Origin of the sequence: Sphaerochaeta halotolerans (assembly GCF_003429665.1) — a bacterium.
Lineage (GTDB): Bacteria > Spirochaetota > Spirochaetia > Sphaerochaetales > Sphaerochaetaceae > Sphaerochaeta > Sphaerochaeta halotolerans.
Window position 1 is genome coordinate 24,002 of sequence record NZ_QUWK01000008.1, and the last position, 24,439, is coordinate 48,440.

Consider the following 24,439-nt stretch of genomic DNA (forward strand, 5'->3'; position numbering starts at 1 on the left):
TTTAGTAATTTACTAAAGGTTACAGTATGAACAAGAAACATCTTAGAGCCCTCTATGAGGAGCAAAAACCACCAATGAGTGTTTTCCGGTTGGTTGATAGCAGTACATCACAGGAATACCTAGGTGTCAGCAGCGATATCCAAGCGACCAAGAATTCGCTCTTTTTTCGTCTCTCTGTTGAGGCACTGGCAACTATCCAGAACTGCAGGATAGCTACAGCAAGAAGAGGCCAACTGGTATTACGTTTTCACTCTTGGAAGCGTTGGAGTATCAAGATGATATGGTGGATTATGCCAAGGAGCTGGAATCCATGCTTTCCATGATACAACAAACCTATACACAAGCACAGGAGATACATGTATGAACATACCTACAAATTTGAAGCATAAACCTGTAATCGTAGTACCTAACTACGAACAAGTTGATGGAAAACAAGCAAATGATAGTGACGCTAAAGGACTCTCAATAGGTCTTGCTCAATGGAATGATCGTGGTAGTGTGGAGGCCTCTGCCAAAGTCTGGCGTTATACCGGGGAAAAGTGGTCTAGGCAGAGTGAAGAGCTTCCCTTGACCCGTGCTCTGGATTTGGCAATCTTGGTATGTAGGACGAATCTCTACTTCCAGGATGCTTACCGGTTTCCCAAATTCTACAATCCTGAACAGCCAATCATCGACCGTATCGGGTTACAGGGAGATGCTATGAGCGTAGAGGTTTGCACGGATAATCCAATGATAGACACTGATATCCGGCTTCTCCACGATGCACTTTCCCAGGAAGGAGAGAGACTTGGGGAGCGATTCCGTGTGCTTGCCGATATGTTGAAGCAGATGGGATACTGAGACAGCTTGCACCCAACTAGACCAAATGATACCATGAAGCAGGGAAGGAGGATTTATGTCAGATTATATGAACGGGACAGGTATTCAGTACCATTTGCATATCAAAGAGGGTGATGTTGGCAGGTATGTCATTCTTCCAGGAGACCCAAAACGGGTACCGCTTATCGCTAAATATCTTGATGATGCAGTACTGGTTGCTGATAATCGGGAGTTCGTCACGTACACTGGTTACTTGGATGGGGAGAAGGTCTCCGTTACTTCTACCGGTATAGGTGGGCCTTCCGCTTCCATTGCAATGGAAGAACTTTTTAAATGTGGTAGTGATACGTTTATTAGGATGGGTACGTGCGGGGGTATAGCCCTGGATGTGATGGGCGGCGATATCGTGATAGCCACCTCTGCTGTCCGCATGGAAGGAACGAGCCGGGAGTATGCACCGATTGAATTCCCTGCTGTAGCAAACTTTGAGGTGGTTGCTTGCCTGAAAGAAGCTGCAGAACAACTCGGTAAAACAAGTCATCTCGGTGTTGTCCAGTGTAAGGACTCCTTCTATGGGCAGCATGATCCTTCCGTGATGCCGGTTAGTTATGAGTTGATCAACAAATGGGAGGCTTGGAAGCGGCTTGGCGTTCTGGCAAGCGAGATGGAGAGTGCCGCGCTTTTTGTGGTAGCGGCACATTTGGGGGTACGGTGTGGAAGTGATTTCTTCGTTGTGGGCAACCAAGAAAGAGAGTTACTCGGGATGGAAAACCCAAAACTCCATGATACTGAGGATGCCATACGTGTCACGATACAAGGCGTTCGTAATTTGATTAAAAAAGACAAGGAGAAGGTCCACAAAGACTAGCTGATTTCTTGACTTGAAGTATGGTTTCCAGACTGAAAGGCAGGACATTGGTTCCTGCCTTTCCCAGTTCACAGAAGCAGTGACTTGCATGATACAATTCATACATACCAGAAAATGGATAGTGCTTTCCCACTGACCCTAGGGTACCAAAAAGTGAGAGAAGTTGTTTGGAATCAACTGCAAATACATCCTTTTTCGATTTTGGAAAAAAGAGCAGAAGGTCAATAGAATGTGGCAGCAGAAGATAATCGAGGATGTATCCTCCTGCATTCGTGACCTGCAGGTAGTAATGGGCAAGCACCCGATAGGCATCCTGTGCATTGGTGTAGAGCCTTTTTATACTATGTTTCTGAATTCTTCCGTACATTGTAATCCTCCTTGTATTGCAAAAGGAGGAATTACCATGGAAATGCTTCAATACAAGGATTTGCCCTGTGCCATCAAGCGTTTTTCTTGCACAGCAAGTAGCGTTGCAAGGTTTTCTTCATCTTTAGCAGTTACCAGGACTTTGATGGAGAAGGCTTCCAGACCAATTCTTTCATATGCGTCCTGAAGGTCTTTATGCTCAAATGTTCCAAGATCCAAAAGGAACCTAGTGGATTGTATGTCCTTCGCCAAATTCTCACTGGTCATAAGATGCATTGTTCCATCCTGAAGATTCTCGATACAAAGTATACCCCGTTGTGTTTTGTTAGTGAAAAGATGAGCGTGTCTTGTATGCATATCCATGGCAACATCCTAGCAAAAAAAAGAGGTATGGTATAGAATCCATAGAGTATCTCTTTGCTATGAGAGCATAAACATAGCCAAATAGACAAAAATTAATAAATAGGTTGAAATTTTATGTTCATTGCACGATAATTCTTTGAAGTTTGGCAATTTTTGTGTGACTATGCAGAAACCAAACATTTCGTGACCAATTGGAACTTAAGGACAAGGTAGGAATTCAGATGGCTCAACAGATTCAAGATTTGGTTGCTTCCATCCGCAAGGATGGGATTGAGGCTGCCCAGAAAGAGGCTGAACAGATTATTGCCGATGCAAAGGCTGAAGCTGCTGCATTGGTGGAGAAAGCCCGTAAAGAGGCCGCTCAGGAAATCGAGAAGGCTCACAAAGAGATTCAGACGCGGGACCAGAGCGCAATCAGCAGCCTTCAGCAAGCTAGCCGAGATGTAATGCTTTCCCTAAAGAAAGCCATACAGGCAGAACTGGACAGGATTCTTGCAACCGATATTGAAAAAGCCTATTCCAGCAAGGAACTGGCCAATGTCATCATTACGGTTATTTCCTCACTTTCTGATGTTGGGGGTAAGGATGTTCAGCTGAGCAAGAAAGATTTCGACCAGCTTGCAACTTCTCTGAAAAAAGAACTTGGCGAGGAAATGAAGAAAGGCCTTGAGATCAAAGCAGTGCCATCGGTTAGGTCTGGTTTCAGGGTGAGCGAGAAAGATGGATCGGCATTCTATGATTTCAGTGCAGAGGAGACTGTGGAGCTGCTTCGTCCGTTCCTGTCTCCTTCCATCCAGGATATCGTTTTTAAAGCGGAACAATAAGGAGTTGTCGTGGCTTCCTACTATTATCTGGTAGCAACGTTACCTTCCTTACGGTATGACGGAACGCTTCCGTTTACAACTGATGCTTTTCTGGCACTTTGTAAAGATCAGGTAAGCAACGCACACTACCTGCTTTTGGAGCAGGCTGTTGAAGGTGTTGCTTCAATGCATCATTTTCTTTCACGGTACCAACATTTTGCTGATATGGTGAAGAAAGAGCTTACAGAGGCGAGAAGCAAAAAACTATCGCTTTCAGATCCTTCCTACCGTAATGACGGTGAGAAGGAAGCAAGAATCAGCGATATTGTACGGCAGGCCCTTGCCAGCGATGACGTATTGCAAGCGGAAATGTTGCTCATAAAATTACATTGGAACTACCTGGATGAGTTAAGTGCTCTTCATACGTTTGATATTGAAGGGCTTCTTTCATATGCTTTGAAACTGAAAATGCTGCAGAGAAAAAGTCTTTTTACCCGAGAGGAAGGAAACGCTGAGTTCAAGCGTCTCTTTTCCAATATTCAGACTGAGATTGAGAACAATTAGTGGAGTTGGATATGGCAAATACAAGTGGGCGTGTCTTAGGCGTCAACGGGAATATGGTAACGGTCGAGTTCGACAGTGCTATTGCAAAGAATGAAGTCGGATATATCCATGTTGGCGATGATCGTCTCAAGGGTGAGGTAATCCGTATCAATGGGAATACTGCATCTTTGCAGGTCTTCGAGATGACCGGGGGTATCCGCGTCGGTGATGCAGTTGAATTTTCCGGCGAAATGCTGAGCGTTGCCTTGGGGCCCGGGCTTTTGCAACAGATCTATGATGGTTTGCAAAACCCTCTTCCCGAACTAGCAAAGCAGTGTGGCTTTTTTCTGCAACGCGGTGTGTATCTTGATGCAATCCCGAACAAGGATTGGGAATTCACCCCATTGGCAAAGGAAGGAGACCAACTTCGCCCCGGCGATACGTTTGGTACCGTACCTGAAGGTCTGTTTACTCACCAAATCATGATTCCCTTCAATCTAGCTGATGTTGCTTGGAAGGTGGTTTCCATCAAGGAAAAAGGTACATATGGAGTACGCGATACCATCTGTACTGTTGAAGATGCCAAAGGGACCAGGAAAGATCTTTCCATGATTTTCACCTGGCCGGTCAAGAAAGCCATAAAACTCTATGAAGAACGTTTGCGTCCCGATGAGACCTTGGTTACCAAGATCAGGGTCATAGATACATTCCTCCCCGTTGCAAAGGGTGGTACCTATTGTACTCCTGGTCCTTTCGGTGCAGGAAAGACCGTTCTCCAGCATATGACCAGTCGCAATGCCGATGTCGATATCGTTATAATTGCTGCATGTGGTGAACGTGCTGGTGAGGTTGTAGAGGTTCTCAAGGAGTTCCCTGAGCTTGTTGATCCGAAGACCGGTCGTTCCTTGATGGAACGTACTATCATTATCTGTAATACTTCTTCTATGCCGGTTGCCAGCCGTGAGGCTTCTGTCTACACCGCAGTAACGATGGCTGAATACTATCGGCAGATGGGACTCAGTGTTCTGCTTTTGGCTGACTCCACCAGCCGCTGGGCACAGGCAATGCGTGAGATGAGTGGCCGACTCGAAGAGATTCCAGGAGAGGAGGCATTCCCAGCTTACCTTGAAAGCAGAATAGCAGAGTTTTATGAGAGAGCAGGCAAGGTTCGTCTTCGTGATGGTCGTATTGGATCGGTAACCATTGGAGGTACCGTCAGTCCTGCAGGTGGTAACTTCGAGGAACCGGTAACACAGGCGACGCTCAAGGTTGTGGGAGCTTTCCATGGTTTGAGTAGGGAGCGTAGTGATGCTCGCAAATATCCTGCCATTGATCCACTTACCTCTTGGTCGAAGTATGAGGGTATCGTTAAACAGGCCAAGGTTGAGTATGCTAGAAATATTCTGAGAAGAGGCAATGAGGTCAACCAGATGATGAAGGTTGTTGGTGAGGAAGGAACATCGGTTTCCGATTACATCACGTATCAGAAGAGTGAGTTGATTGATGCTTTCTATTTACAGCAGAATTCCTTCGACCCAGTCGATGCTTCGGTTCCGCCAGAGCGACAGAAACAAACGTTTGAAGTATTGTTCAAGGTGCTTGCAACTGAGTTTGATCTAGAAGATAAGAAGCAAGTGCGTTCCTTCTTTAACACGATTAGGCAGAAGTTCCTTGACTGGAATAATGTGGAATCAGGGAGTGAACGCTTCACACAGATAGAAGGGGAGATACATGCCCTGTATCAGGGGAAACAACGTGGTGTTGATCCTGACGCTGAGCAGTTGATCTAAGGGGTTGCAGATGCAGAAAGTATATTCAAAAATTGAATCCATTGTAGGAAACGTCATTACCGTGCGTGCCCGAGGGGTACGTAACAGTGAGCTTGCCATTGTCACCTCTCAAGGTGAGCAGAGCTATGCGAATGTCATCAAGCTGGATGATGATCTGGTCTCGTTGCAGGTGTTCAGTGGTGCTCAAGGTATATCCACCGGTGACCAAGTGCGGTTTCTCGGCGTTCCGATGCGTGTTTCATATTCCGAAAACCTTCTCGGTCGAGTGTTCGACGGAACCGGCAGGCCGCGTGACAACGGGCCTTCACTGACAGACAACATGATTGATATCGGTGGTCCTGCAGTAAATCCAGCCAAACGTATCATTCCCCGTAATATGATTAGAACCGGTATTCCGATGATTGATGTATTCAACACCTTGGTTGAGAGTCAGAAGCTTCCTATTTTCAGTGTAAGTGGAGAACCCTACAACCCACTGCTTGCAAGAATTGCTATGCAGGCAGAAGTTGATTTGATCATACTGGGAGGCATGGGCCTCAAATATGATGACTACCTGTTCTTCAAGGACACCTTGGAGAACAGTGGTGCTATGAGTCGAACGATCATGTTCATTCACACCGCCAGTGACCCAACGGTTGAATGCATGTTGGTTCCTGACATGGCGCTTGCCGTTGCCGAGAGATTTGCACAAGATGGCAAGAAGGTTCTGGTACTGCTTACTGATATGACAAACTTTGCTGACTCAATGAAAGAGATGGCAATTACTATGGACCAGGTTCCTTCCAACCGAGGATACCCTGGAGACCTTTATAGTGCACTTGCTTCCCGTTATGAAAAGGCAGTTGACTTCGAGGGTGCAGGCTCAGTAACCATTCTTGCTGTTACTACCATGCCTGGTGATGATGTCACACACCCCGTTCCTGATAATACCGGGTATATCACGGAAGGCCAGTATTACCTAAAGGGTGGAAGAATTGAGCCTTTTGGTTCTCTGAGCCGACTCAAGCAACAGGTTAACAAGGACACCAGGGATGACCATCGTGCTTTGATGGATGGTATGATCAAATTGTATGCATCGTACAAGGAATCTCTGGAAAAGAAATCAATGGGTTTCAATATGACCGATTGGGATGAGAAACTTCTTAAATACGGTAGACTGTTTGAAAGCAAGTTGATGGACTTGAGTGTAAATATTCCCCTTGAGGGTGCTCTGGACTTGGGATGGGAGATTCTCTCCGACTGTTTCGAACCAAACGAAACCGGACTTAAGAGTGATTTAATCCTGAGCCGCTGGCCCAAGAAGTTGAATAACTAAGGAGACGAGATGGCCGTCAAATTGACCAAGAACGAACAGAAACTGCAGAAAGACAGGCTGAAGCAATACCAGCGGTATTTGCCAACCCTGCAACTGAAAAAACAACAGTTGCAGATGGTCATCAGGCAAATCTCAGCTGAGGCGGCTTCACTCAGGAAAAAGCAGGAATCTCTCGTTCAGGACATGCAGACGTGGATTGCTGTGTACCATGAAAATACAGCATTCGCTTCTGAGCTAAAGGTTGAAAAGCTCATCAAAATTGACAAGGTGGTTAAAGCAAAAGGCAACATTGCAGGTGTTACCATTCCTGTATTCAAGGAACTGACTTTTGTACCTATCTCCTACAACCTTGCTGACTATCCACTATGGGTGGACAAAGGGTTGGAAAGGTTACGGGACTTGGCCAGATACGATGCCTTGATTGCCACGTTGGAACAGCAGGTGAGACTCCTTGAAAGTGAGCTGAGAATCACAAGTCAACGGGTAAACCTCTTTGAAAAGGTGAAGATACCTGAAGCAAAGGAAAATATCCGCAGGATTGCCATTTACCTGGGTGACCAGCAGACTGCTGCTGTCGTTCGTGGTAAGATCGCCAAGAAAAAACTGATGCAGGGGGCATGAGATGATTGTACCAATGAAAAAAGCCTACATCGTCGTTCAGGCGCATAACGGTCGTACCATGCTCAGAGATCTTAGAAAGGCTGGTCTGCTCCATATCAACAGCGAACAGGTACAGAACCAGCAGATCGAACAGCTTCAAAAGCGTCATGACCAAATGTATGCCCTGCGAAATGTCATACTTGATCTGCAAGACAAGAAGCATATGCCTTCGCAGACTGAGGTTTCTGACGAAGTATTCTATGAGTTGCTTGAACGATATCAGGGACTTCTCGAAACAAAAGTAAAGCTCGAAGAGGAAATAAAGGCTGATTCAGCTCGCATTGAAGAATTGAAGGAATGGGGCGATTTCAATCCTGAGGAAGTGAAACAACTTTCCCTCGAGGGTATCAAGTTGCACTTCTATACAATTTCCAAAAAGGACTTGAAGAAGCTCGATTCCTCCATCCAATATATTGAGCTCTCACCCGTTGCAGGTCAGATGGCTATTGCGACTGTCGCTTCAGAACTTGATCCATCTATTCCAGCCAAGCCATTTTCTCTTGGTGAGCATGGGCTAGGGTTTCTTCAAAAGAGAAAGGCTTCGGATGAGAGTCAGCTACAGGATGTAGTCAAGTCACTCAGAGAGGCTGGCACGTACCTTGATGCTTACTCATTCCAGTTACAGAAACTTGAGATGGCAATCCATTTCGAAGAGGTTGGAGAACAACTGGAAGGTGGAGATGACCTTGTCTGGTTGAGTGGGTATCTTCCAGAGACCAAAGTTGATGATTTCGCTGTCCTTGCAAAGCAGAAAGGATGGGCATACCGGTTGGATGATGTTGCAGAGGATGATTATCCTCCAACCTTGATCAAGTATCCAAAGGGGGTAGGGGTTATCAAGCCCGTGTTTGATATCTTGGGTACAGTCCCTGGTTATCGTGAGAATGACGTCAGTACCTGGTTCCTGCTATTTTTTACCCTATTCTTTGCTATGATCATTGGTGACGCAGGCTATGGTATTATCTTTCTGGTCACCGCTATACTTCTGCATATAAAGGCCAAGAAAGCGAATACTATGGTTATGTTGATATATGTACTTAGTATCGCTACTGTGGTGTGGGGGTCGTTGACTGGCACTTGGTTTGGTTCAAAGGAAATCCTTGTTGCTGTTCCATTCCTACAGACCTTGGTGATTCCGTCCATATCAAACTATCCTGAACTCTTTGGTTTGACTGCCAATACTGCTCAGAATACGGTTATGAAGTTCTGTTTCATCATTGGTACCGTGCAGCTCAGCTTGGCCTGTATACTTAATGTAATCCACAAAATCCCCAAAAAAGATTTGAGCTTCGTTGCTGATATCGGGTGGTTGATGGATATTCTTGCGCTTTACTTTGTGGTATTGCAGCTGGTCATTGGGGAACCTGCCAATTTGATGTATGTTGCTGCTGTGGTTGGTTTAGGGTTCCTACTGGTCGTAGTATTTGGGTCACAAGGACCTGGGATCAAGTTTGGAAAAGGACTTGTCAGTGGCTTGGGTGGTTTTTTCACTACGTTCCTCAATACAATCAGCGAATTCTCAAACATTATGAGTTATATCCGTTTGTTTGCTGTAGGGATGGCTTCTGTTGCTATTGCACAGAGTTTCAACAGCATGGCTGGTGGAATGCTCAGTGGTTTTGCGATGGTTGGGGGTATTTTGGTACTAGTCATCGGGCACTCCCTTAATATTGTCATGGGACTGCTAAGTGTAGTAGTGCATGGTGTTCGCTTGAATCTATTGGAGTTCTCCGGTCAGCTCGGAATGGAGTGGACCGGGATCGCATATGAACCGTTTACGCAGACGGTAGAAGAAAACTGATCGTTGTTTGGTAACAACTAAGGAGAAACACATGGGAAACTTGGAATTTATTGGATTGGCATGTGCATTGGCTCTTTCGGCTCTTGGGTCGGGACTTGGCGCTGGCGCCGCTGCCCAGGCAGCAGTTGGTGGTTGGAAGAAGTGCTACGCTAATGGCAAGCCTGCACCGTTCATCATGGTTGCATTTGCTGGTGCTCCGCTTACCCAGACCATTTACGGATTCCTCTTGATGAACTTCATTGCTGCGGCTATTACTGCAGGTACCTCATCAACCTTGGCATTGGGCGTTGGTGTGTTTGGTGGTGCTGCTATTGGACTCTCTGCCTGGATGCAGGGAAAGACTGCAGCCTGTGCTTGTGATGCACTTGCTGAGACTGGAAAGGGTACTGCAAACTACTTTATCGTTATTGGTATCGTAGAGACTGTTGCTCTCTTCACTTTGGTCTTCAGTTTGCTTGCCTTGCAATAAGCAGATTACCGAACAACGGTTCATAATAGAGACGGACATCCTTGGTGGTGTCCGTTTTTCTGTTTCTTATAGTCCAATAAAATTGGCACTATTAGACATAAATACGATAATATACTGTAAACTAACATTACCAAAATGTTTCATATAGCAATCCTGTAAGAATTTCATCCTAAATATGAAAAATTATGTAAAATCTTACAAAACAATATTCTGAATAATTCTTCATGAAAATCTTGACAACTTGTATATCCGTACTATACTAAAACATAAGGACCAAGAATATTGGAATAAAGATTCCAATTGGCTCGTAAAGAACATAAATATTGTTCATAAAAAGGAGTGAGTTATGAAACGGATTTTGTTGTTCTTGGTATTGATCACTTGTATGATCGGTATGGTATTTGCGGCAGGAAGTAAAGAGGAAAGTTCCTCTGCAACAGAAGGTACAGAAATTACATTCTGGACATTTCAGGACCTGCATATGCAGTTCTATGTGGATATGGCTGAATTGTGGAATGAGCAGAACCCAGATAGAAAAATTGACTTTAAGGGAGAGGTTCTTCCCTATGAGGATATGCATACAAAACTGCTTGTATCCTTGCAGGCAGGTAAAGGTGCTCCAGACCTCGTTGACATTGAGATTGCAAAATATCCCAACTTCCTCAAGGGGGATATTCAGCTTATACCACTCAATGATGTCATTGATCCGGTACGAGATAATTTTGTCACTGCACGCTTAGATATCTATAGCAAAGATGGCAAGAACTATGGACTCCCGTTCCATGTTGGCGCATCAGTAATTTATTACAATATGGACATTCTGAATGCTGCAGGTGTTGATCCCTATGCCATCAAGACATGGGATGACTACATGAAGGCAGGAAAAATTGTAAAAGAAAAAACTGGCAAACCTATGACAACAATTGAAGTAACAGAGCATTGGTCTTTCTGGCCTTTAATTGCTCAACAAGGTTCCGATTTCCTGGACGCAGATGGCAATGTCATCCTCGATAATGCAACTAATGTGAAAACTCTTCAATATCTCAAGGATTTGTTGAACAGTGGAGTTGCAATAGCTACTCCCGGTGGATTCCATCATGCAGAAGAGTACTATGGATTTATGAATGATGGAGGTGCAGCTTCCGTATGGATGCCGATGTGGTACATGAATAGATTCACCGATTATATGCCTGACTTGGCTGGAAAGATTCTGATTCTACCTATGCCAAGATGGACATCTGATGGTGCTCGCTCAGCTGGTATGGGTGGCACAGGAACTTCTGTCACCAATCAGGCAAGGGATATTGAACTGACCAAGGATTTCCTAATGTTTGCAAAGGGATCTGAGGAAGGCAATCTTAGAATCTGGGAAGACCTTGGCTTTGATCCTCCTCGTTGGGATGTCTGGGATAATCCTCGGATGAATGCTCCCAATAAATTCACGGATTACTACTTGAATGATGATATCTTCGGTATGTTGCTGGACATCAAGGATGAGATCAATAGCGTCAACATCAAGGAGAAACTTCCTGCTGTTATTGATAGATTGAAATCAACCGTCATGATCCAAGCACTACAACAACAGAACAAGAGCCCAGCTGAAGCTTTGAAAGAAGCGGCAGATCTCGCTCGATAAGTCTCTTTAAGGAGGGGATACGCCAAAACATTGGTGTATCCCCCCATTATTTTTGTTTGCAAGGAGATATTGATGACAAGAAAACAAACTCTAGGATCTGCTAAAATAGCACCGTATGTCTTTATTCTCCCATTTATAGCATCATTCCTCATTTTTTATCTTTACCCTATTATCAGTACGGTTATTATGGGGTTTCAACAAGTTTACCCTGGACAAGTCGAGTTTATTGGTCTGGAGAATTATCGAAAACTTGACAATCCAGAGTTCAAAGTTGCATTAAAAAATAGTTTTCGCTATACGGTTTACACGATAGCACTGCTGATTCCCATTCCCTTGCTTCTCTCTGTATGGTTGAACAGCGGGAATAGAGCTATAAATACAGTGTATCGCTCAGTATTATATATACCTAGCTTAGTATCGATTGTGGTTGCTGGAACTATTATGCGTTTATTGTTTGCATCCAGTGACAAAAGTTTTATTAATACACTTGCGATAGCAGTAGGAGTTGAGCCAAGACAGTGGTTGCTTGGAGGCTCTCACCAAGCGATGATACTTTTATTAATCCTTGCGCTCTGGCGCTGGGTAGGGGTTAATATCATCTATTTTCTTTCCGGATTGCAAGCAATCCCTGATGAACTCTATGAGGCAGCAGACATTGATGGTGCTTCTCCTTCACAAAAACTATGGAGAATTACCATTCCATTGTTGAAAAACACAACCATCTTTGTTACTACCATTTCCATATTTGGGGGATTTGCGATGTTCGAAGAAAGTTTCATTCTTTGGGCAGGTAAACCTTCTCCCAATAATGTAGGACTGACAATTGTAGGGCATCTCTACAACAAAGGATTCCAAGAGGGCGAAATGGGCATGGCAAGTGCCATCGGCATTGTTTTGCTAATCATTGTATTCTCCTTGAGCATTTCCTTCTTGAAGCTGTTCGGTTTCTTTGAAGCCGAAGGGAGGAGATAATGGCAAGAATCTTACACCACTCACGGCGCGCTTTTGTGAAATATATCATTCTAACGTTGTTGGCCCTCTTATACTTGGTACCACTCTATGCGTTGACTTTGGCCGCCTTTCGACCTGGTCGTGACTTGCTACGCTATGGAATAACGCTAAAAACCTTGATTCCTACTGATTTACACATTTCAACATTCAAAGGGCTTTATACTATTCGTGACGGAATTTACATTACTTGGTTTGGAAATAGTTTGCTATTGATGTTGTTGCAAACAAGTTTAGCACTCTTCCTCAGTTCTTTTGTTGCATATGGCCTCTCCTTGTATCACTTCAAGGGGCGGAAGGTGGTAACGACTTTGGTAATATTTCTCATGCTAGTACCAATTCAAATTCTGATTCTTCCTTTGTATAAGTTGATGATTACAGTCAAATTGATTGATACTTTCTGGGGAGTCTTTCTTCCCATGATTGTATCACCATTCGCCATCTTCTTCTTCAAGCAATATATTGATGGAGTACCTCGTGATCTTATCGATGCTGGACGTGTGGATGGATTGAATGAGTATGCAATCTTTTTTAGGATTGTGGTTCCGATCATGCCGCCTGCCTTTTCAGCAATGGCTATTTTCATGTCCATGCAGAGCTGGAACAACTTTCTCTGGCCTTTGATTGTACTTCGTACTGGAGAGAAATTTACCTTGCCCATAGGATTAAATACTTTGCTAACACCTTATGGAAACAATTACGACCTGCTGATTATCGGAGCCTTGGCTGCTACACTCCCCATAATCATCGTTTTCATATTCTTCCAACGTTACTTCATTGCTGGTTTGACCAGTGGTGGAGTAAAAGGTTGATAATCAATACCTCTACAGGAGAGAATCTTCGTGAAATGTACTGTACATGCTTCTAAAAACTTTGTTATTGGTACCGCGGATAAGCGGTTGTTCAGTTCCTTTGTAGAACAATTGGGACGATGCGTCTATGGTGGTCTATATGAGAAAGATCACCCGCTTTCAGATGAAGATGGGTTGCGTAGCGATGTCATAAAGCTCGTAAAAGATCTTGACATCCCTATGGTTCGTTTTCCAGGTGGAAACTATGTTTCCAACCATCGTTGGGAAGACTCTGTAGGACCTATTGATGAGAGACCTGTTCGTCTTGACCTTGCTTGGAAAGCATTGGATCCTAATACGTTTGGTATCAAGGAATTCATAGATTGGTGCAAGAAGGTAGGTACTGAACCTATGATGGCACTCAACTTGGGAACCAGAGGAATCGATGCAGCAAAGGACCTCGTGGAGTATTGTAATCACCCGGGAGGTACTGCGCTCAGTGACCTGAGAAAGAGTCACGGTTCTGAGGCTCCATACAATATAAAAATGTGGTGTCTGGGAAATGAGATGGATGGACCATGGCAAGTAGGACATAAGACTGCCGACGAGTATGGACGTCTTGCCGCTGAGGTAGGGAAGGCCATTAAACTTTTTGATCCCAGTCTTGAGTTAGTTGCCTGTGGTTCAAGCAACAGCGACATGCCCACGTTTCCCTCCTGGGAAGAAACGGTTCTTGAACATACCTGGGAAGTTGCTGACTACCTGTCACTGCATATGTACTTCAGAAATGATGAAGATGATACTGAGACATTCCTTGCTTCAAGCAAGAAAATGGATCAATTCATTGAGACAGTGGTACATGTCTGTGACTATGTTCAAGCAAAAAAACGTTCTAAGAAGACAATGTACCTCTCATTTGATGAGTGGAATGTATGGTTCCATTCCAATGAACAAGACAAAACAGAACCAAAATGGAATGTAGGAAAGCATTTGCTTGAGGATGTATATACCTTCGAGGATGCATTGGTTGTTGGATGTTTGCTCAACAGCTTGCTTAGGCACTGTGACCGTGTGAAGGTTGCCTGTCTTGCCCAGTTGGTCAATGTTATTGCACCAATCATGACCGAAGAGGGAGGGCCTAGTTGGGCCCAAACCATTTACTGGCCATTTTACTATGCTTCCAAATATGGTAGGGGAGAAGTGCTTGATATTCGCTTGGACGTACCCACCTATAAAAACCATCACTATGGAGAAGTCCCCTATGCAGATGCTGTGCTTGTATACCATGCAGAAGAACAAGAGCTTGATCTTTTTGTAGTAAACAGAAGTCTTGATGAAACGATGGAAATTTCATTGGATGCCATAGGCTTTCCCACACAATTGAAGCTTATTGAACATATATTGCTACATCATACAGACTTGAAAGCAAGTAATGACAGAGATAATCCTGAGCATATAAAACCTGTGGTTATGGATATTACAAGGGAACCGTATAAAGCTCCAAGACAATCGTGGAACTTGTTCCGGTTTTCAATATCTTGAAAATAGATGTTTCAGCTATTCGGTTTGTGATAGGATAATTGGGAAGAGGTATTAAACATGCTCAAAGAGATGCTCCTTGACTATTCAGACAAAGAGAAGATGCTGGTTGTTGCAAAGGCGATTGCGAATGAAGCAAGGATCAACATCCTGGAATTGCTGAATGAACGGAGTCTTAGTGTAAACGAAATAGCTGAACATCTACAGTTGCCTACATCAACAGCTGCGCTGCATGTAAGCATCCTTGAACGTGCAGGATTGCTTATCACCGAGTCCCAGCCAGGAATCCGTGGGTCCATGAAAGTAAGCAGTAGGGGATGTGATCGTATTTTGATCAAGTTGCTACTCGATCAATCAGATGCACTGAAAGAAAATTCAGTGGTCCTGAATATGCCGATTGGAAACTTTGTCGATTGCGATATCCATCCCACCTGCGGGCTTGTTAGCGAAAAGAGTGCTATTGGTATCTTCGACCAACCCTGTTCCTTCTACTATGCTGAGCGTACCACCGCACAGTTGCTCTGGTTCTATAAAGGGTATGTGGAATATCGCTTCGCCAATGCTGTTGCCAACTTAGGTAGACCAAAAAATGTAGACCTCAGCTTCGAAGCATGTTCTGAGGCTCCTTTCTATAGGAATGATTGGCCAAGCGACATAACAGTCTGGATAAATGGGAAAGAGGTGGGCACTTGGACCAGCCCAGGTGATTTGGGCGGTAGGAAGGGAAAGTACAATCCACCCTGGTGGCCGGATACCTTGAACCAGTATGGATTGCTCAATCACTGGGTGGTGAATAGCAAAGGCACATATTTGAACAATGAACGTATCGGGGATGTGACTATAGATGAACTCTTGCTCGGGGAATCTTGTTTTATAAGTGTAAAGATCGGCATTAAGGAACACGCCAAGAATATTGGTGGTGTCAGTCTTTTTGGCGAACACTTTGGTGATTACCAGCAGAACCTTCTCTTGAAGCTAGACTATGTATTGCTCTGATTTGCTCTCTCATGAGAAAGAAGCCACTGCTTCTTTTCGAGTCCTCCAGCATACCCGACCAGAGAGCCCTGTTTACCAATGACTCGGTGACAGGGGATGATGATGCTGATTGGGTTTTTGTTGTTTGCCATTCCTACAGCCCGAACAGCTTTGGGGTTGCCTATGGCCTTTGCAATGTCTTGATAACAGACAACATGGCCGTAGGGTATGGCTGAGAGGGCATTCCAGACTGACTTCTGAAATAGAGTACCATGCAGTTCCAGTGGAACCGTAAATTGCTTCAGTACTCCTTTGAAATATGCATCCAATTGTCCTTTTGCTAACTCAAGGACAGGGTTGGTTGTATTCTCATCGAGCATGACTGGATGAAAGGAAACCCCCAGTAATGCATCCCTGTTACACGTTATGTAGAGGGTGCCAAGGGGGCTTCTATAGGCAGTGGAAAATAAGGTGCTCATATCTATCCAGAAGCGTACAAATAATGAGAGGAAGAAACAAGTCTCTCCCCCTCATATGCACCTATCTACGAGATTACCCGTACTCGTTCTTCACTGGGAAGGAAATCCTTATCACCAGGTTCCTGCATGATCGATCCAAATGGCATCTGAGCTGTAAGCGACCATGATGCGGGAAGACTGAAATGTGCAAGCACTTCCTTCTCGATTAGGTTTCCATAATGCTGCAAGCTTGCCCCTACTTTCAATTCAGCTAGAACTGTCCAAACAGAGAACTGCGCAATACCGGTTCCGTGATGACTCCAAAGGGTGAAATTTTCACTATAAAGAGGCATTTGTTCCTGGAGTTGCAGGATTGTTGCCATCTCTTCAAAAAAGAGAATTGTGCCTGAAGCAGCCTTGAATGCAGCAATTTTGTCTTCAGTCTGCTTTTTCTGTTCTGGATCTGGAACCATCGCCAGCAGTTTGGAGAGAATCAAATCCCAGAGCCAGTCATGTTCCTTCCCGTATAGAATTACAGCTCTGCTTGTTTGTGAGTTGAATGCAGATGGAGCGTATGTAATTACCTCGCGAACCGCATCCTCTACTGTAGATTTCATCACAGGAAGTTCTTTTCCTAGATTATAAATGGTACGTCTTTTTTTCATGCTATTAATAATGGTAGATTCCATGGTTATATACTCCTTGCACACAATATAGTTGAATAAAATATTAATGTAAACCCTTCTTTGCCTATTCTTGTAAGATGTTTGAATTGGGTATATTCTAGGCAGACTATGATACACGATACACTTGACCAACTCGTTTTTTATGCTCCTGCCATTCCTCATCTGGAGCAAATAGCATCACTCGACGATACAGGAGTCTCAATTGAAGGAATGAAAGTCGTTTTCTCCCAGTGTATTACTACCGCTTTTGATGGTACTTTTATGGTGCATCCATCAAAGGTTTGTGTGGTACTCACATTGCAAGGAAGTGAGTTGCTTGTTACTACATACCGAAGGAAAGACCAGGAAGGGACCATGGATGAAAAGGGTTTTATTTCTATCGAGGACAGTGAAGCCACTGATGTTGTTCGATCGGAAGAAGGAACCTTTACTGTCTTCATGCCAGGGGAACCCTTTGCTTATGGTATCCAGGGAGAAGAGGGTCCGACCACAATAAAACATCTGCTTATTGTGCTGGATGAGACCTAAATGACTTTACAAATGTGTAGTTATAGCGTACGAATACTATGTGTATGACTGAGAGGAGCTTGGTATGACAGGAGAGCAGCAGGTACATATTGGAGATAAGCTTATTGGACGTGGGTTACCCGTCCTTGTGCAAACGATGTATGACAGTGCAATACCACATGAAACAGATGAGCTGGAAGAGCTGATTCGTAGGATCGGGAAACTCAACGCAATGGGTTGCGATGTCATTCGTTTCTCCTATCCATCAGCTGAAGACCACGATGCGTTCAGCTATCTCTGCAGGAAGAGTCCCATACCCATTGTTGCCGACATTCATTTTGACTATAAACTGGCACTAGATGCACTCAACTGCGGTGCAGACAAGATTCGGATTAATCCAGGGAATATTGGAGCGAAGTGGAAAGTAGAAGAGGTGGTGAAAAGTGCCAAGGATCGAGGAAAAGCTATCCGTATTGGGCTGAATAGTGGATCCCTTCCGCGGGGAAACGACCCTGCAGAGCTCCTGATGAGCAATACGGCCCTTGAATACCTCTCATGGTTTGAACAGTGGGGATTTACCAACACAGTGGTCTCCCTGAAGGCGAGTGATACCGAACTTACCCTGAAAGCAAATCGTCTCTTTGCTTCACAGAGCCCCTATCCGTTGCATCTGGGAGTAACAGAAGCAGGTTCGGTTATTTCGGCGGTCACCCGATCTACTTGGGCACTGGGGCAACTTCTCAGTGAAGGGATAGGCAATACCATACGAATCAGCATTACTGGTGATATCGAGAGTGAGGTACAAGCAGGTGTTGAGTTGTTGAGAACTTTGGGAATGAGGAAAAAGGGTATCAGAATTGTAAGTTGTCCACGTTGTGGAAGGCATAGTTTTGACTCTCAGGGCTTCCTTGCTTCGGTAGAACAAGAGCTACTTACCATCGATAAGGACTTGACTGTTGCCATCATGGGATGTCAAGTCAATGGTCCAGGAGAAGCAAAATCTGCAGATCTGGCCATAACAGGACTCGGGAATAGTATATTTCTCTATGAAAAAGGGAAATTGGTGAAGAAAGTTACGCAGCAGGACGCAAAGGCTGCTTTGTTGGAAGCTATTGAACATGCATAATACGTTGATCATCAAGGGTGCAAGGGAGCATAACCTTAAAAACATCGACCTGGAATTGAAAAAGGATCAATTGATCGTCATAAGCGGACTCTCGGGAAGTGGGAAAAGCTCTTTGGCGTTTGATACAATTTTTGCAGAGGGACAGAGACGTTATGTAGAAAGTCTGAGCTCGTATGCAAGAATGTTTCTTGACAAATTGGACAAACCTGATGTTGATTACATGGAAGGACTCAGCCCTGCTATTGCCATTGAACAAAAGTCGACCCATCGCAATCCACGTTCAACGGTGGGAACTGTTACAGAAATCTATGATTATTTCAGACTTCTCTGGGCAAGGGTGGGCAAGCCACACTGTCATGTGTGTGGTCGTGAGATCAGCGAGATGAGTGTGGACCAAATCATTGATGCCATTTTCAAGGCCGAGGATGGGACGAGAATCATCGTAAGTGCCCCAGTAGCAATCGGGAGGAAAGGAGAGTTTAGGAAGGTCTTTGAGGATGCACGTGCAGCAGGCTTCCAACGAGTGAAGGTAGATGGAAAAATGCTCAACCTTGATGAGCAAATTGTATTGGAGAAACAATTCAAGCACTCCATTGATATCGTGGTAGACCGTCTCATCCTTAGCAAGGACATACGCTCCAGGCTGGCATCAAGTATTGAAACCTCAAACGAAATGACAGAGGGCTTGGTCAAGGTTACCTTTCTGGCAGAAAACGGCGAAGAGATGTATGAAGAGATTTTCAGTGAACGCAACAGTTGCCCACACTGCGGAATTACCCTTCCCGATCTTGAACCGCGATTGTTCAGTTTCAACAATCCGTATGGTGCATGTCCTGAGTGCAATGGGCTTGGGATCAAGACAGAATTCGATCCAGATCTTATTATTCCAGACTACTCAAAGAGCTTCAACAAAGGTGCAATCGCTACAATGAATCCAGATGCAAGGTGGTCACGTTCCCTCATTGAGGCGCTTGCCAAGCACTTGCATTTTACCCTCGATACTCCATTCAGCAAACTACCACAGGAGACCATCGATGCATTGTTGTACGGGACCAAGGAACGGGTATTTGTGGAATACGAGCGGGAGAAAAGTAATCAGACGTATCGTGTTGAAAAACCCTTTCCTGGAATTATTCCTGATCTGCAACGCAGATATTATGAAACAAACAGCATGCAGATAAAAATGTGGATGAATAGTTTTCAGACCACAAAGGTATGTCCGGTGTGTCATGGTGATCGTCTTCGCCCAGAAGCACTTGCAGTGACCATACATGACTTGAATATCATGGAAGCTACGCGTCTTTCAGTAAAAAACGCACATACATTCTTCAATGAACTTATGCTTAGTGACCAGGAAATTATGATTTCCAACCAGGTCCTCAAGGAGATAAGGAGCAGATTGACATTCCTGCGTAATGTAGGTCTCGATTATCTGACCATCGATAGAAGCAGCGCAACCCTCAGTGGTGGAGAAGCCCAGCGTATCCGCCTTGCCACCCAGATCGGGTCTGCCCTTAGTGGAGTGCTCTATGTCTTGGACGAACCATCTATTGGATTGCACCAGAGAGATAATAAAAAACTCATTGATACACTCAAGCATCTCAGGGATATCGGAAATACGGTATTGGTCGTGGAGCATGATGAAGCTACCATCAGGGAAGCCGACTACCTGGTAGATTTAGGGCCTGGAGCGGGAGTGCATGGAGGCTACATTATTGCTGAGGGAACACCCGAGGAGGTTGAGAAGAATCCTGAGAGTATCACCGGGCAATACCTTGCAGGAAAGTTGGCTATGTCCATCCCCGCAAAGAGAAGGAAAGGTTCGGGGAAAACTATCCGTCTTACAGGAGCCAACAGGAATAATCTCAAGTCTGTGGATGTAGATTTCCCCCTAGGAAAACTCATTGTCATTACGGGCGTTTCGGGGAGCGGTAAGAGTTCTCTGCTGAATGAGGTCTTGCTTCCTGCCATTAGACGTCAGCTGGCAAACAAGAAACCTAATTATGACGGCTTCAGCTCTATTGATGGTGTGAAGCACATTGATAAGGTAATCAATATCGACCAGAGTCCTATTGGACGTACTCCCCGTAGCAATCCTGCTACCTATGTAGGGGTCTTTACAGCAATTCGAGAACTTTTTGCCTCACTGCCGGAGAGCAAGGCAAAAGGGTACAAGAGTGGTCGTTTCAGTTTCAATGTGGCAGGAGGAAGGTGTGAGAACTGTCACGGGGATGGGAACCTGAAAATAGAGATGAACTTTCTTCCTGACGTCTACGTGACCTGTGATGTCTGTCATGGCAAACGGTTCAACAAGGAGACACTGGCAGTCCACTACAAAGGCAAGAATATCCATGATGTTTTGGAAATGACCGTTGAAGAGGCAAGTGAATTCTTCAGCGCAATACCGAGAATCAAACGAAAGGTAGACACGCTCCAATCCGTGGGTCTTGAATATGTCAAGTTGGGCCAAAGTGCGCTTACCTTAAGTGGAGGAGAAGCTCAACGAGTAAAGCTTAGTCTGGAACTTTCAAAAGTCGGAACAGGAAATACCTTATATGTGCTGGATGAACCTACCACAGGGCTTCACTTTGCCGATGTCAAGAAATTGATGGAAGTACTGAATAGATTGGTAGATGCAGGGAACACCGTAGCGCTCATTGAACACAACCTGGATGTCATCATGCAAGCTGACCACCTCATAGACCTGGGCCCTGAAGGGGGCGATGGTGGTGGAATGGTCGTTGCAACCGGAACTCCTGAGCAACTTGCACTATGCAAGGAATCCCACACAGGGTATTATTTAGCTCAGATGCTGCATGAAAAAAGTTGAGAAACACAGCGTAGTAATGATATTGATCCTGGCTCTACTTACTTTGGGGGGCCAGTTTCTCTATGCCCAAGATGATCCACTGCTCCTTGCGTTGCGCATAGAGCGTGCCAGCGATGAGGAGCTCATCGAGATGGCTCGTCTCAGGGGCATCGACGGGGACAATCCGATTGATTTACGTGAAGCGTTGTACGAGTACCATGGTATTGAGCACAGTAGTATTCCGACCACCGAAGAAAAAGGTTCCTACCGCTTGGAAATCACCCAAGCAAGATCAATGGAAACTGATGCAGGTTCCTCGTTGGTAACCTTGGAAGGGGATGTCATTGTCTCATTTGTGGGTGAGGGAACGCAAAGACCAAAACAGCTTAAGGCACAAAAAGTGCTTATAGACCTTGCCCATACATTGCTTACTGCCTCTGGAACAGTGCTGTTTGAGGACAATGGAGCTGATGCTGCCTTGCAAGCAATAGAAGGTAGCATCGTAACCTTTGACTGGTCAGATGAGACATTGACCATCAGTGGGGCAACAACCAAAAGCGAGCGAGAGAACAGCGAAAATGAGGATGTCAGCATCTACACCTCGGGAAGTCTGATCACCTACCAGGGAGATGGAGGTGGAATCTATTATCAGGATGGACAGATCGGAACACGTGCAGAGGATCCTCTTTCATCCATTCGGGCAGATCGATTGAGCTTTCTATCTGGTGGAGATCTGATGGTACACGATGCAGCTTTATATCTTGGTAGGGTCCCTGTTCTCTGGACACCATTTTTCTTTTTCCCCGGCAACCGGATGGTTGGCAATCCAGCCTTTGGGCTTACCAGTGATCGTGGGATGTTTGTTTCAACAACATGGGAAGTATATGGAACCTATCCAAAGTTTGAAGCGGGTGATCAGTCCAGTATTACCAAGCTATTAAGCACACCCGACTCAAGGACCACGATTCCCGGCACCATACTCTACACAACGGATGAAGAACTTTCTGCTATACAGTCTTGGGCAAGAAAAAGCGATTCATATCTTACATTCTTCTTCGATGCCTATGAACAGGCGGGATTGCATGCTGGATATGACAGCAAAACAACATTTTTCTCAAAACAACTGGTAATTGATTCTCTTTCTGCGTTTGCTTTATATCCACTTGGGACAAGTCCCCTCAACTACTATTCTGATGTTGGGCAGTATCGTTACTATCTCAATCAAGGGATTAGCCTGAATACCAAATGGGCAAAGCTGGAAGCATCCATGCCTCTTTACTCGGACCCAAAGGTACTCAGCCTGTATGCGAATCGGCTTACTTCATTTGCCTTCGATGCGTTACTGGGAAAGAACCAGGAGTTTCCCACAACCTATAGGTCGGATATCACGAGTTACACCTGGAAGCTGAAAGGTTCCTTCTCATTCCCCACATCCATACTTGATCCGTATCTCTCTTCTTTTACAATCTCCAACGTGGAAGCCGATGCCCTATTCAAATGGCAGGATGCAGGACCAGCTTATTTCTATCTTCTGCAACAGGTACATCTTCCCTTGCTTTCGCTCAATCTCAAGGGGACTTTGCTTGATTACTCTTCAAAAAAACAGAAAACACCTCAAAAAAAAGAAGCTGTCGCAGTGAAAGAAAAGGATGTGTTGCTGCCTGACGCATACCAGATTACGATAACGAACAGCGGGGATTCATCCAAGCAACGTGAGAGGCTTGTTTCCCTTACGTATTCCCTTGATCAGAAACTTACCCATACACTTGATGCAACGCTAGGAGTCATAGATTGGGAATCTGCCTATCTCTATAGCCTTACAAAAGGAACATTGGCACTAAAAGTTTCTCCCAACACCAATTTGTTTACGGTCTCCAGCGAATTGCTTCCACAACTTACGTTCCTTGAAGACCAGAGCAAGCGTATCTATAGGAGCAAATCGTATCAACTGTTCAATGTGAATACGGTCACTGTCCCTGCTGTTGGGCTTACCTATACCTTGAGTCAACGGTTGTATCGGTATCAAGAGAATTATGTAAAAACGGTAGGGACTACAGTGGAGAAAATCGAGCAGAACTATGCTTTTGATAAGGAATCGGTGACAGTGCACCAAGTGCGATATCAACAGAATTTTTCTCTGGCAGCGGGGAGCATAACTCCCAGTGTTACCGCTAGCCTCTATCCAGTCAGACAAAGCTTGTTGCCAAGTCTGAAGTACACCATTGGTTCATTTTCGCTTTCCTCTTCCTTACTCTTTAGTGAAGTAGACTCATCTCTACGCAAGGATACACTCAAATCATCATTCGGCTATTCCACAAAACCACTTTCAGTTTCCCTCTCCCAATCATATGATTTTACCAGGACGGTTGCTTCTTGGGAGGAAGCCATGCGCTTGGATGGTTCTTTCAAAGAGCAGTTTTTCTCATCCTTTTTTTCGCTATCTCAGCAATTTACCTTCTCTTTCTTGACTAGTGATGGACAGGCTAACTACTTTGACCATATTACGTTTGATGCAGCTATTCCTCATCTTAAGGTAACGTATGTTTCGAAAGGAGAGGCAACCGACTTGCAAGCAGAGAAACTACAAGTTGATGTAGCCGGAAAAGACCTTCAGATTCGTTGGTGGAAACGGCGTATGGCCCTTACCTTTGGTATCGATTCTTCCTTGAAGTTCTTCTATCAGGACAGGTATGCAAGCTCATTCTCGATTACTGCTTCAGCTCGACTCCAGATTGCTGAATTCCTGGATTGTACGCTTGCTGCAAAGAGTACCAATACAGGATTTTTCAAATATTACGACGATCAAGATTCATTTTCTTATTCCTTGCTTTGGAGTGATCTGCTAAGGAGTTTTGACTTCAGTGGAGATGGAAGATACAATACACAATTCAATCTCAGTGAACTCTCATTTACTTTGGTCCATGACCTTGAAGATTGGTCACTGAATTGTAAATACAGCGGAAGTGTTGTATTATCGAACAACCAATATAGCTGGGTACCGACTGTTTCAGTATATCTGACTTGGAACACGATTCCCGAGCTGGATGTGGAAGAGACATGGACGCAGAACAACACTGTTTGGACGCGTTCATCCTCGTCATAGGATT

The 24,439-nt window shown here is 44.7% G+C and carries 23 protein-coding genes; 19 read left to right on the top strand and 4 right to left on the bottom strand.

Translation table 11 applies throughout. The features are described from left to right. The first annotated feature begins 26 nt into the window (after window positions 1–26). From DYP60_RS14005 to udp, 3 genes are read left to right on the top strand one after another with little or no spacing between them, the layout of a single operon-like run. Window positions 27–323, top strand: coding sequence for a GIY-YIG nuclease family protein (locus DYP60_RS14005; protein ID WP_133299321.1), 297 nt, complete (start codon window positions 27–29; stop codon window positions 321–323). 37 nt (window positions 324–360) lie between these two features. Then, window positions 361–840, top strand: coding sequence for a DUF6530 family protein (locus DYP60_RS08455; protein ID WP_117330575.1), 480 nt, complete (start codon window positions 361–363; stop codon window positions 838–840). A gap of 55 nt (window positions 841–895) precedes the next feature. After that, entirely contained in the window at window positions 896–1,687 is a 792-nt protein-coding gene (gene udp, locus DYP60_RS08460) for a uridine phosphorylase (protein ID WP_117330576.1), read from the top strand. Here the strand turns inward: udp and DYP60_RS08465 are convergent. Then, the gene (locus DYP60_RS08465; protein WP_117330577.1) at window positions 1,653–2,054 is read right to left on the bottom strand and encodes a hypothetical protein; all 402 of its coding nucleotides are present in this window, start codon (window positions 2,052–2,054) and stop codon (window positions 1,653–1,655) included. The two genes, udp and DYP60_RS08465, sit on opposite strands and share 35 nt — an antisense overlap. Before the next feature lie 47 nt (window positions 2,055–2,101). After that, window positions 2,102–2,416 (bottom strand): GIY-YIG nuclease family protein, encoded by a 315-nt coding sequence (locus tag DYP60_RS08470; RefSeq protein WP_117330578.1) that lies wholly within the window; start codon window positions 2,414–2,416, stop codon window positions 2,102–2,104. Window positions 2,417–2,637: 221 nt separating this feature from the next. Here DYP60_RS08470 and DYP60_RS08475 point away from each other — a divergent pair, with 221 nt between their 5' ends. From DYP60_RS08475 to DYP60_RS08530, 12 genes are all read left to right on the top strand, one after another. Continuing rightward, the gene (locus DYP60_RS08475) at window positions 2,638–3,240 is read left to right on the top strand and encodes a V-type ATP synthase subunit E (RefSeq protein ID WP_117330579.1); all 603 of its coding nucleotides are present in this window, start codon (window positions 2,638–2,640) and stop codon (window positions 3,238–3,240) included. Between the two features lie 9 nt (window positions 3,241–3,249). Then, window positions 3,250–3,783, top strand: coding sequence for a DUF2764 family protein (locus DYP60_RS08480; RefSeq protein WP_117330580.1), 534 nt, complete (start codon window positions 3,250–3,252; stop codon window positions 3,781–3,783). An 11-nt stretch (window positions 3,784–3,794) separates the two neighbouring features. After that, window positions 3,795–5,552, top strand: coding sequence for a V-type ATP synthase subunit A (locus DYP60_RS08485; protein WP_117330581.1), 1,758 nt, complete (start codon window positions 3,795–3,797; stop codon window positions 5,550–5,552). Window positions 5,553–5,562: 10 nt separating this feature from the next. Beyond that, window positions 5,563–6,867, top strand: coding sequence for a V-type ATP synthase subunit B (locus tag DYP60_RS08490; RefSeq protein WP_117330582.1), 1,305 nt, complete (start codon window positions 5,563–5,565; stop codon window positions 6,865–6,867). Between the two features lie 9 nt (window positions 6,868–6,876). Continuing rightward, window positions 6,877–7,488: a V-type ATP synthase subunit D gene (locus DYP60_RS08495; protein ID WP_117330583.1), complete on the top strand. Its 612-nt coding sequence runs from the start codon at window positions 6,877–6,879 to the stop codon at window positions 7,486–7,488. A gap of 1 nt (window position 7,489) precedes the next feature. Beyond that, window positions 7,490–9,328, top strand: coding sequence for a V-type ATP synthase subunit I (locus DYP60_RS08500; protein WP_117330584.1), 1,839 nt, complete (start codon window positions 7,490–7,492; stop codon window positions 9,326–9,328). A gap of 31 nt (window positions 9,329–9,359) precedes the next feature. After that, the gene (locus DYP60_RS08505) at window positions 9,360–9,797 is read left to right on the top strand and encodes a V-type ATP synthase subunit K (protein ID WP_117330585.1); all 438 of its coding nucleotides are present in this window, start codon (window positions 9,360–9,362) and stop codon (window positions 9,795–9,797) included. A 346-nt stretch (window positions 9,798–10,143) separates the two neighbouring features. Then, a complete protein-coding gene (locus tag DYP60_RS08510; RefSeq protein WP_117330586.1) occupies window positions 10,144–11,433 on the top strand; it encodes an ABC transporter substrate-binding protein in 1,290 nt (429 codons plus the stop codon). A 72-nt stretch (window positions 11,434–11,505) separates the two neighbouring features. Further along, entirely contained in the window at window positions 11,506–12,405 is a 900-nt protein-coding gene (locus DYP60_RS08515; RefSeq protein WP_117330587.1) for a carbohydrate ABC transporter permease, read from the top strand. Then, entirely contained in the window at window positions 12,405–13,253 is an 849-nt protein-coding gene (locus tag DYP60_RS08520; RefSeq protein WP_117330588.1) for a carbohydrate ABC transporter permease, read from the top strand. The genes DYP60_RS08515 and DYP60_RS08520 overlap by 1 nt, the downstream gene beginning before the upstream one ends. A gap of 30 nt (window positions 13,254–13,283) precedes the next feature. Then, entirely contained in the window at window positions 13,284–14,774 is a 1,491-nt protein-coding gene (gene arfA, locus DYP60_RS08525) for an arabinosylfuranosidase ArfA (protein ID WP_117330589.1), read from the top strand. A gap of 57 nt (window positions 14,775–14,831) precedes the next feature. Next, window positions 14,832–15,767: an ArsR/SmtB family transcription factor gene (locus DYP60_RS08530; protein WP_117330590.1), complete on the top strand. Its 936-nt coding sequence runs from the start codon at window positions 14,832–14,834 to the stop codon at window positions 15,765–15,767. Here the strand turns inward: DYP60_RS08530 and DYP60_RS08535 are convergent. Together DYP60_RS08535 and DYP60_RS08540 are read right to left on the bottom strand one after the other, a co-directional pair. Continuing rightward, window positions 15,752–16,225, bottom strand: a complete 474-nt coding sequence (locus DYP60_RS08535; RefSeq protein ID WP_117330591.1) for a methylated-DNA--[protein]-cysteine S-methyltransferase — start codon at window positions 16,223–16,225, stop codon at window positions 15,752–15,754. The two genes, DYP60_RS08530 and DYP60_RS08535, sit on opposite strands and share 16 nt — an antisense overlap. Before the next feature lie 65 nt (window positions 16,226–16,290). Beyond that, a complete protein-coding gene (locus DYP60_RS08540) occupies window positions 16,291–16,869 on the bottom strand; it encodes a nitroreductase family protein (RefSeq protein ID WP_237446240.1) in 579 nt (192 codons plus the stop codon). Window positions 16,870–16,998: 129 nt separating this feature from the next. Here DYP60_RS08540 and DYP60_RS08545 point away from each other — a divergent pair, with 129 nt between their 5' ends. The 4 genes from DYP60_RS08545 (at window position 16,999) to DYP60_RS08560 (ending at window position 24,435) form a co-directional block, all read left to right on the top strand. Beyond that, window positions 16,999–17,418 carry a YhcH/YjgK/YiaL family protein gene (locus DYP60_RS08545; RefSeq protein ID WP_117330593.1) on the top strand — a complete coding sequence of 140 codons (420 nt, stop codon included), beginning with the start codon at window positions 16,999–17,001 and terminating at the stop codon, window positions 17,416–17,418. 64 nt (window positions 17,419–17,482) lie between these two features. After that, window positions 17,483–18,523, top strand: coding sequence for a flavodoxin-dependent (E)-4-hydroxy-3-methylbut-2-enyl-diphosphate synthase (gene ispG / locus DYP60_RS08550; protein ID WP_117330594.1), 1,041 nt, complete (start codon window positions 17,483–17,485; stop codon window positions 18,521–18,523). After that, window positions 18,516–21,353, top strand: a complete 2,838-nt coding sequence (gene uvrA / locus DYP60_RS08555) for an excinuclease ABC subunit UvrA (RefSeq protein ID WP_117330595.1) — start codon at window positions 18,516–18,518, stop codon at window positions 21,351–21,353. The genes ispG and uvrA overlap by 8 nt, the downstream gene beginning before the upstream one ends. Beyond that, a complete protein-coding gene (locus DYP60_RS08560; protein ID WP_117330596.1) occupies window positions 21,340–24,435 on the top strand; it encodes an LPS-assembly protein LptD in 3,096 nt (1,031 codons plus the stop codon). The genes uvrA and DYP60_RS08560 overlap by 14 nt, the downstream gene beginning before the upstream one ends. Window positions 24,436–24,439: the final 4 nt, after the last annotated feature.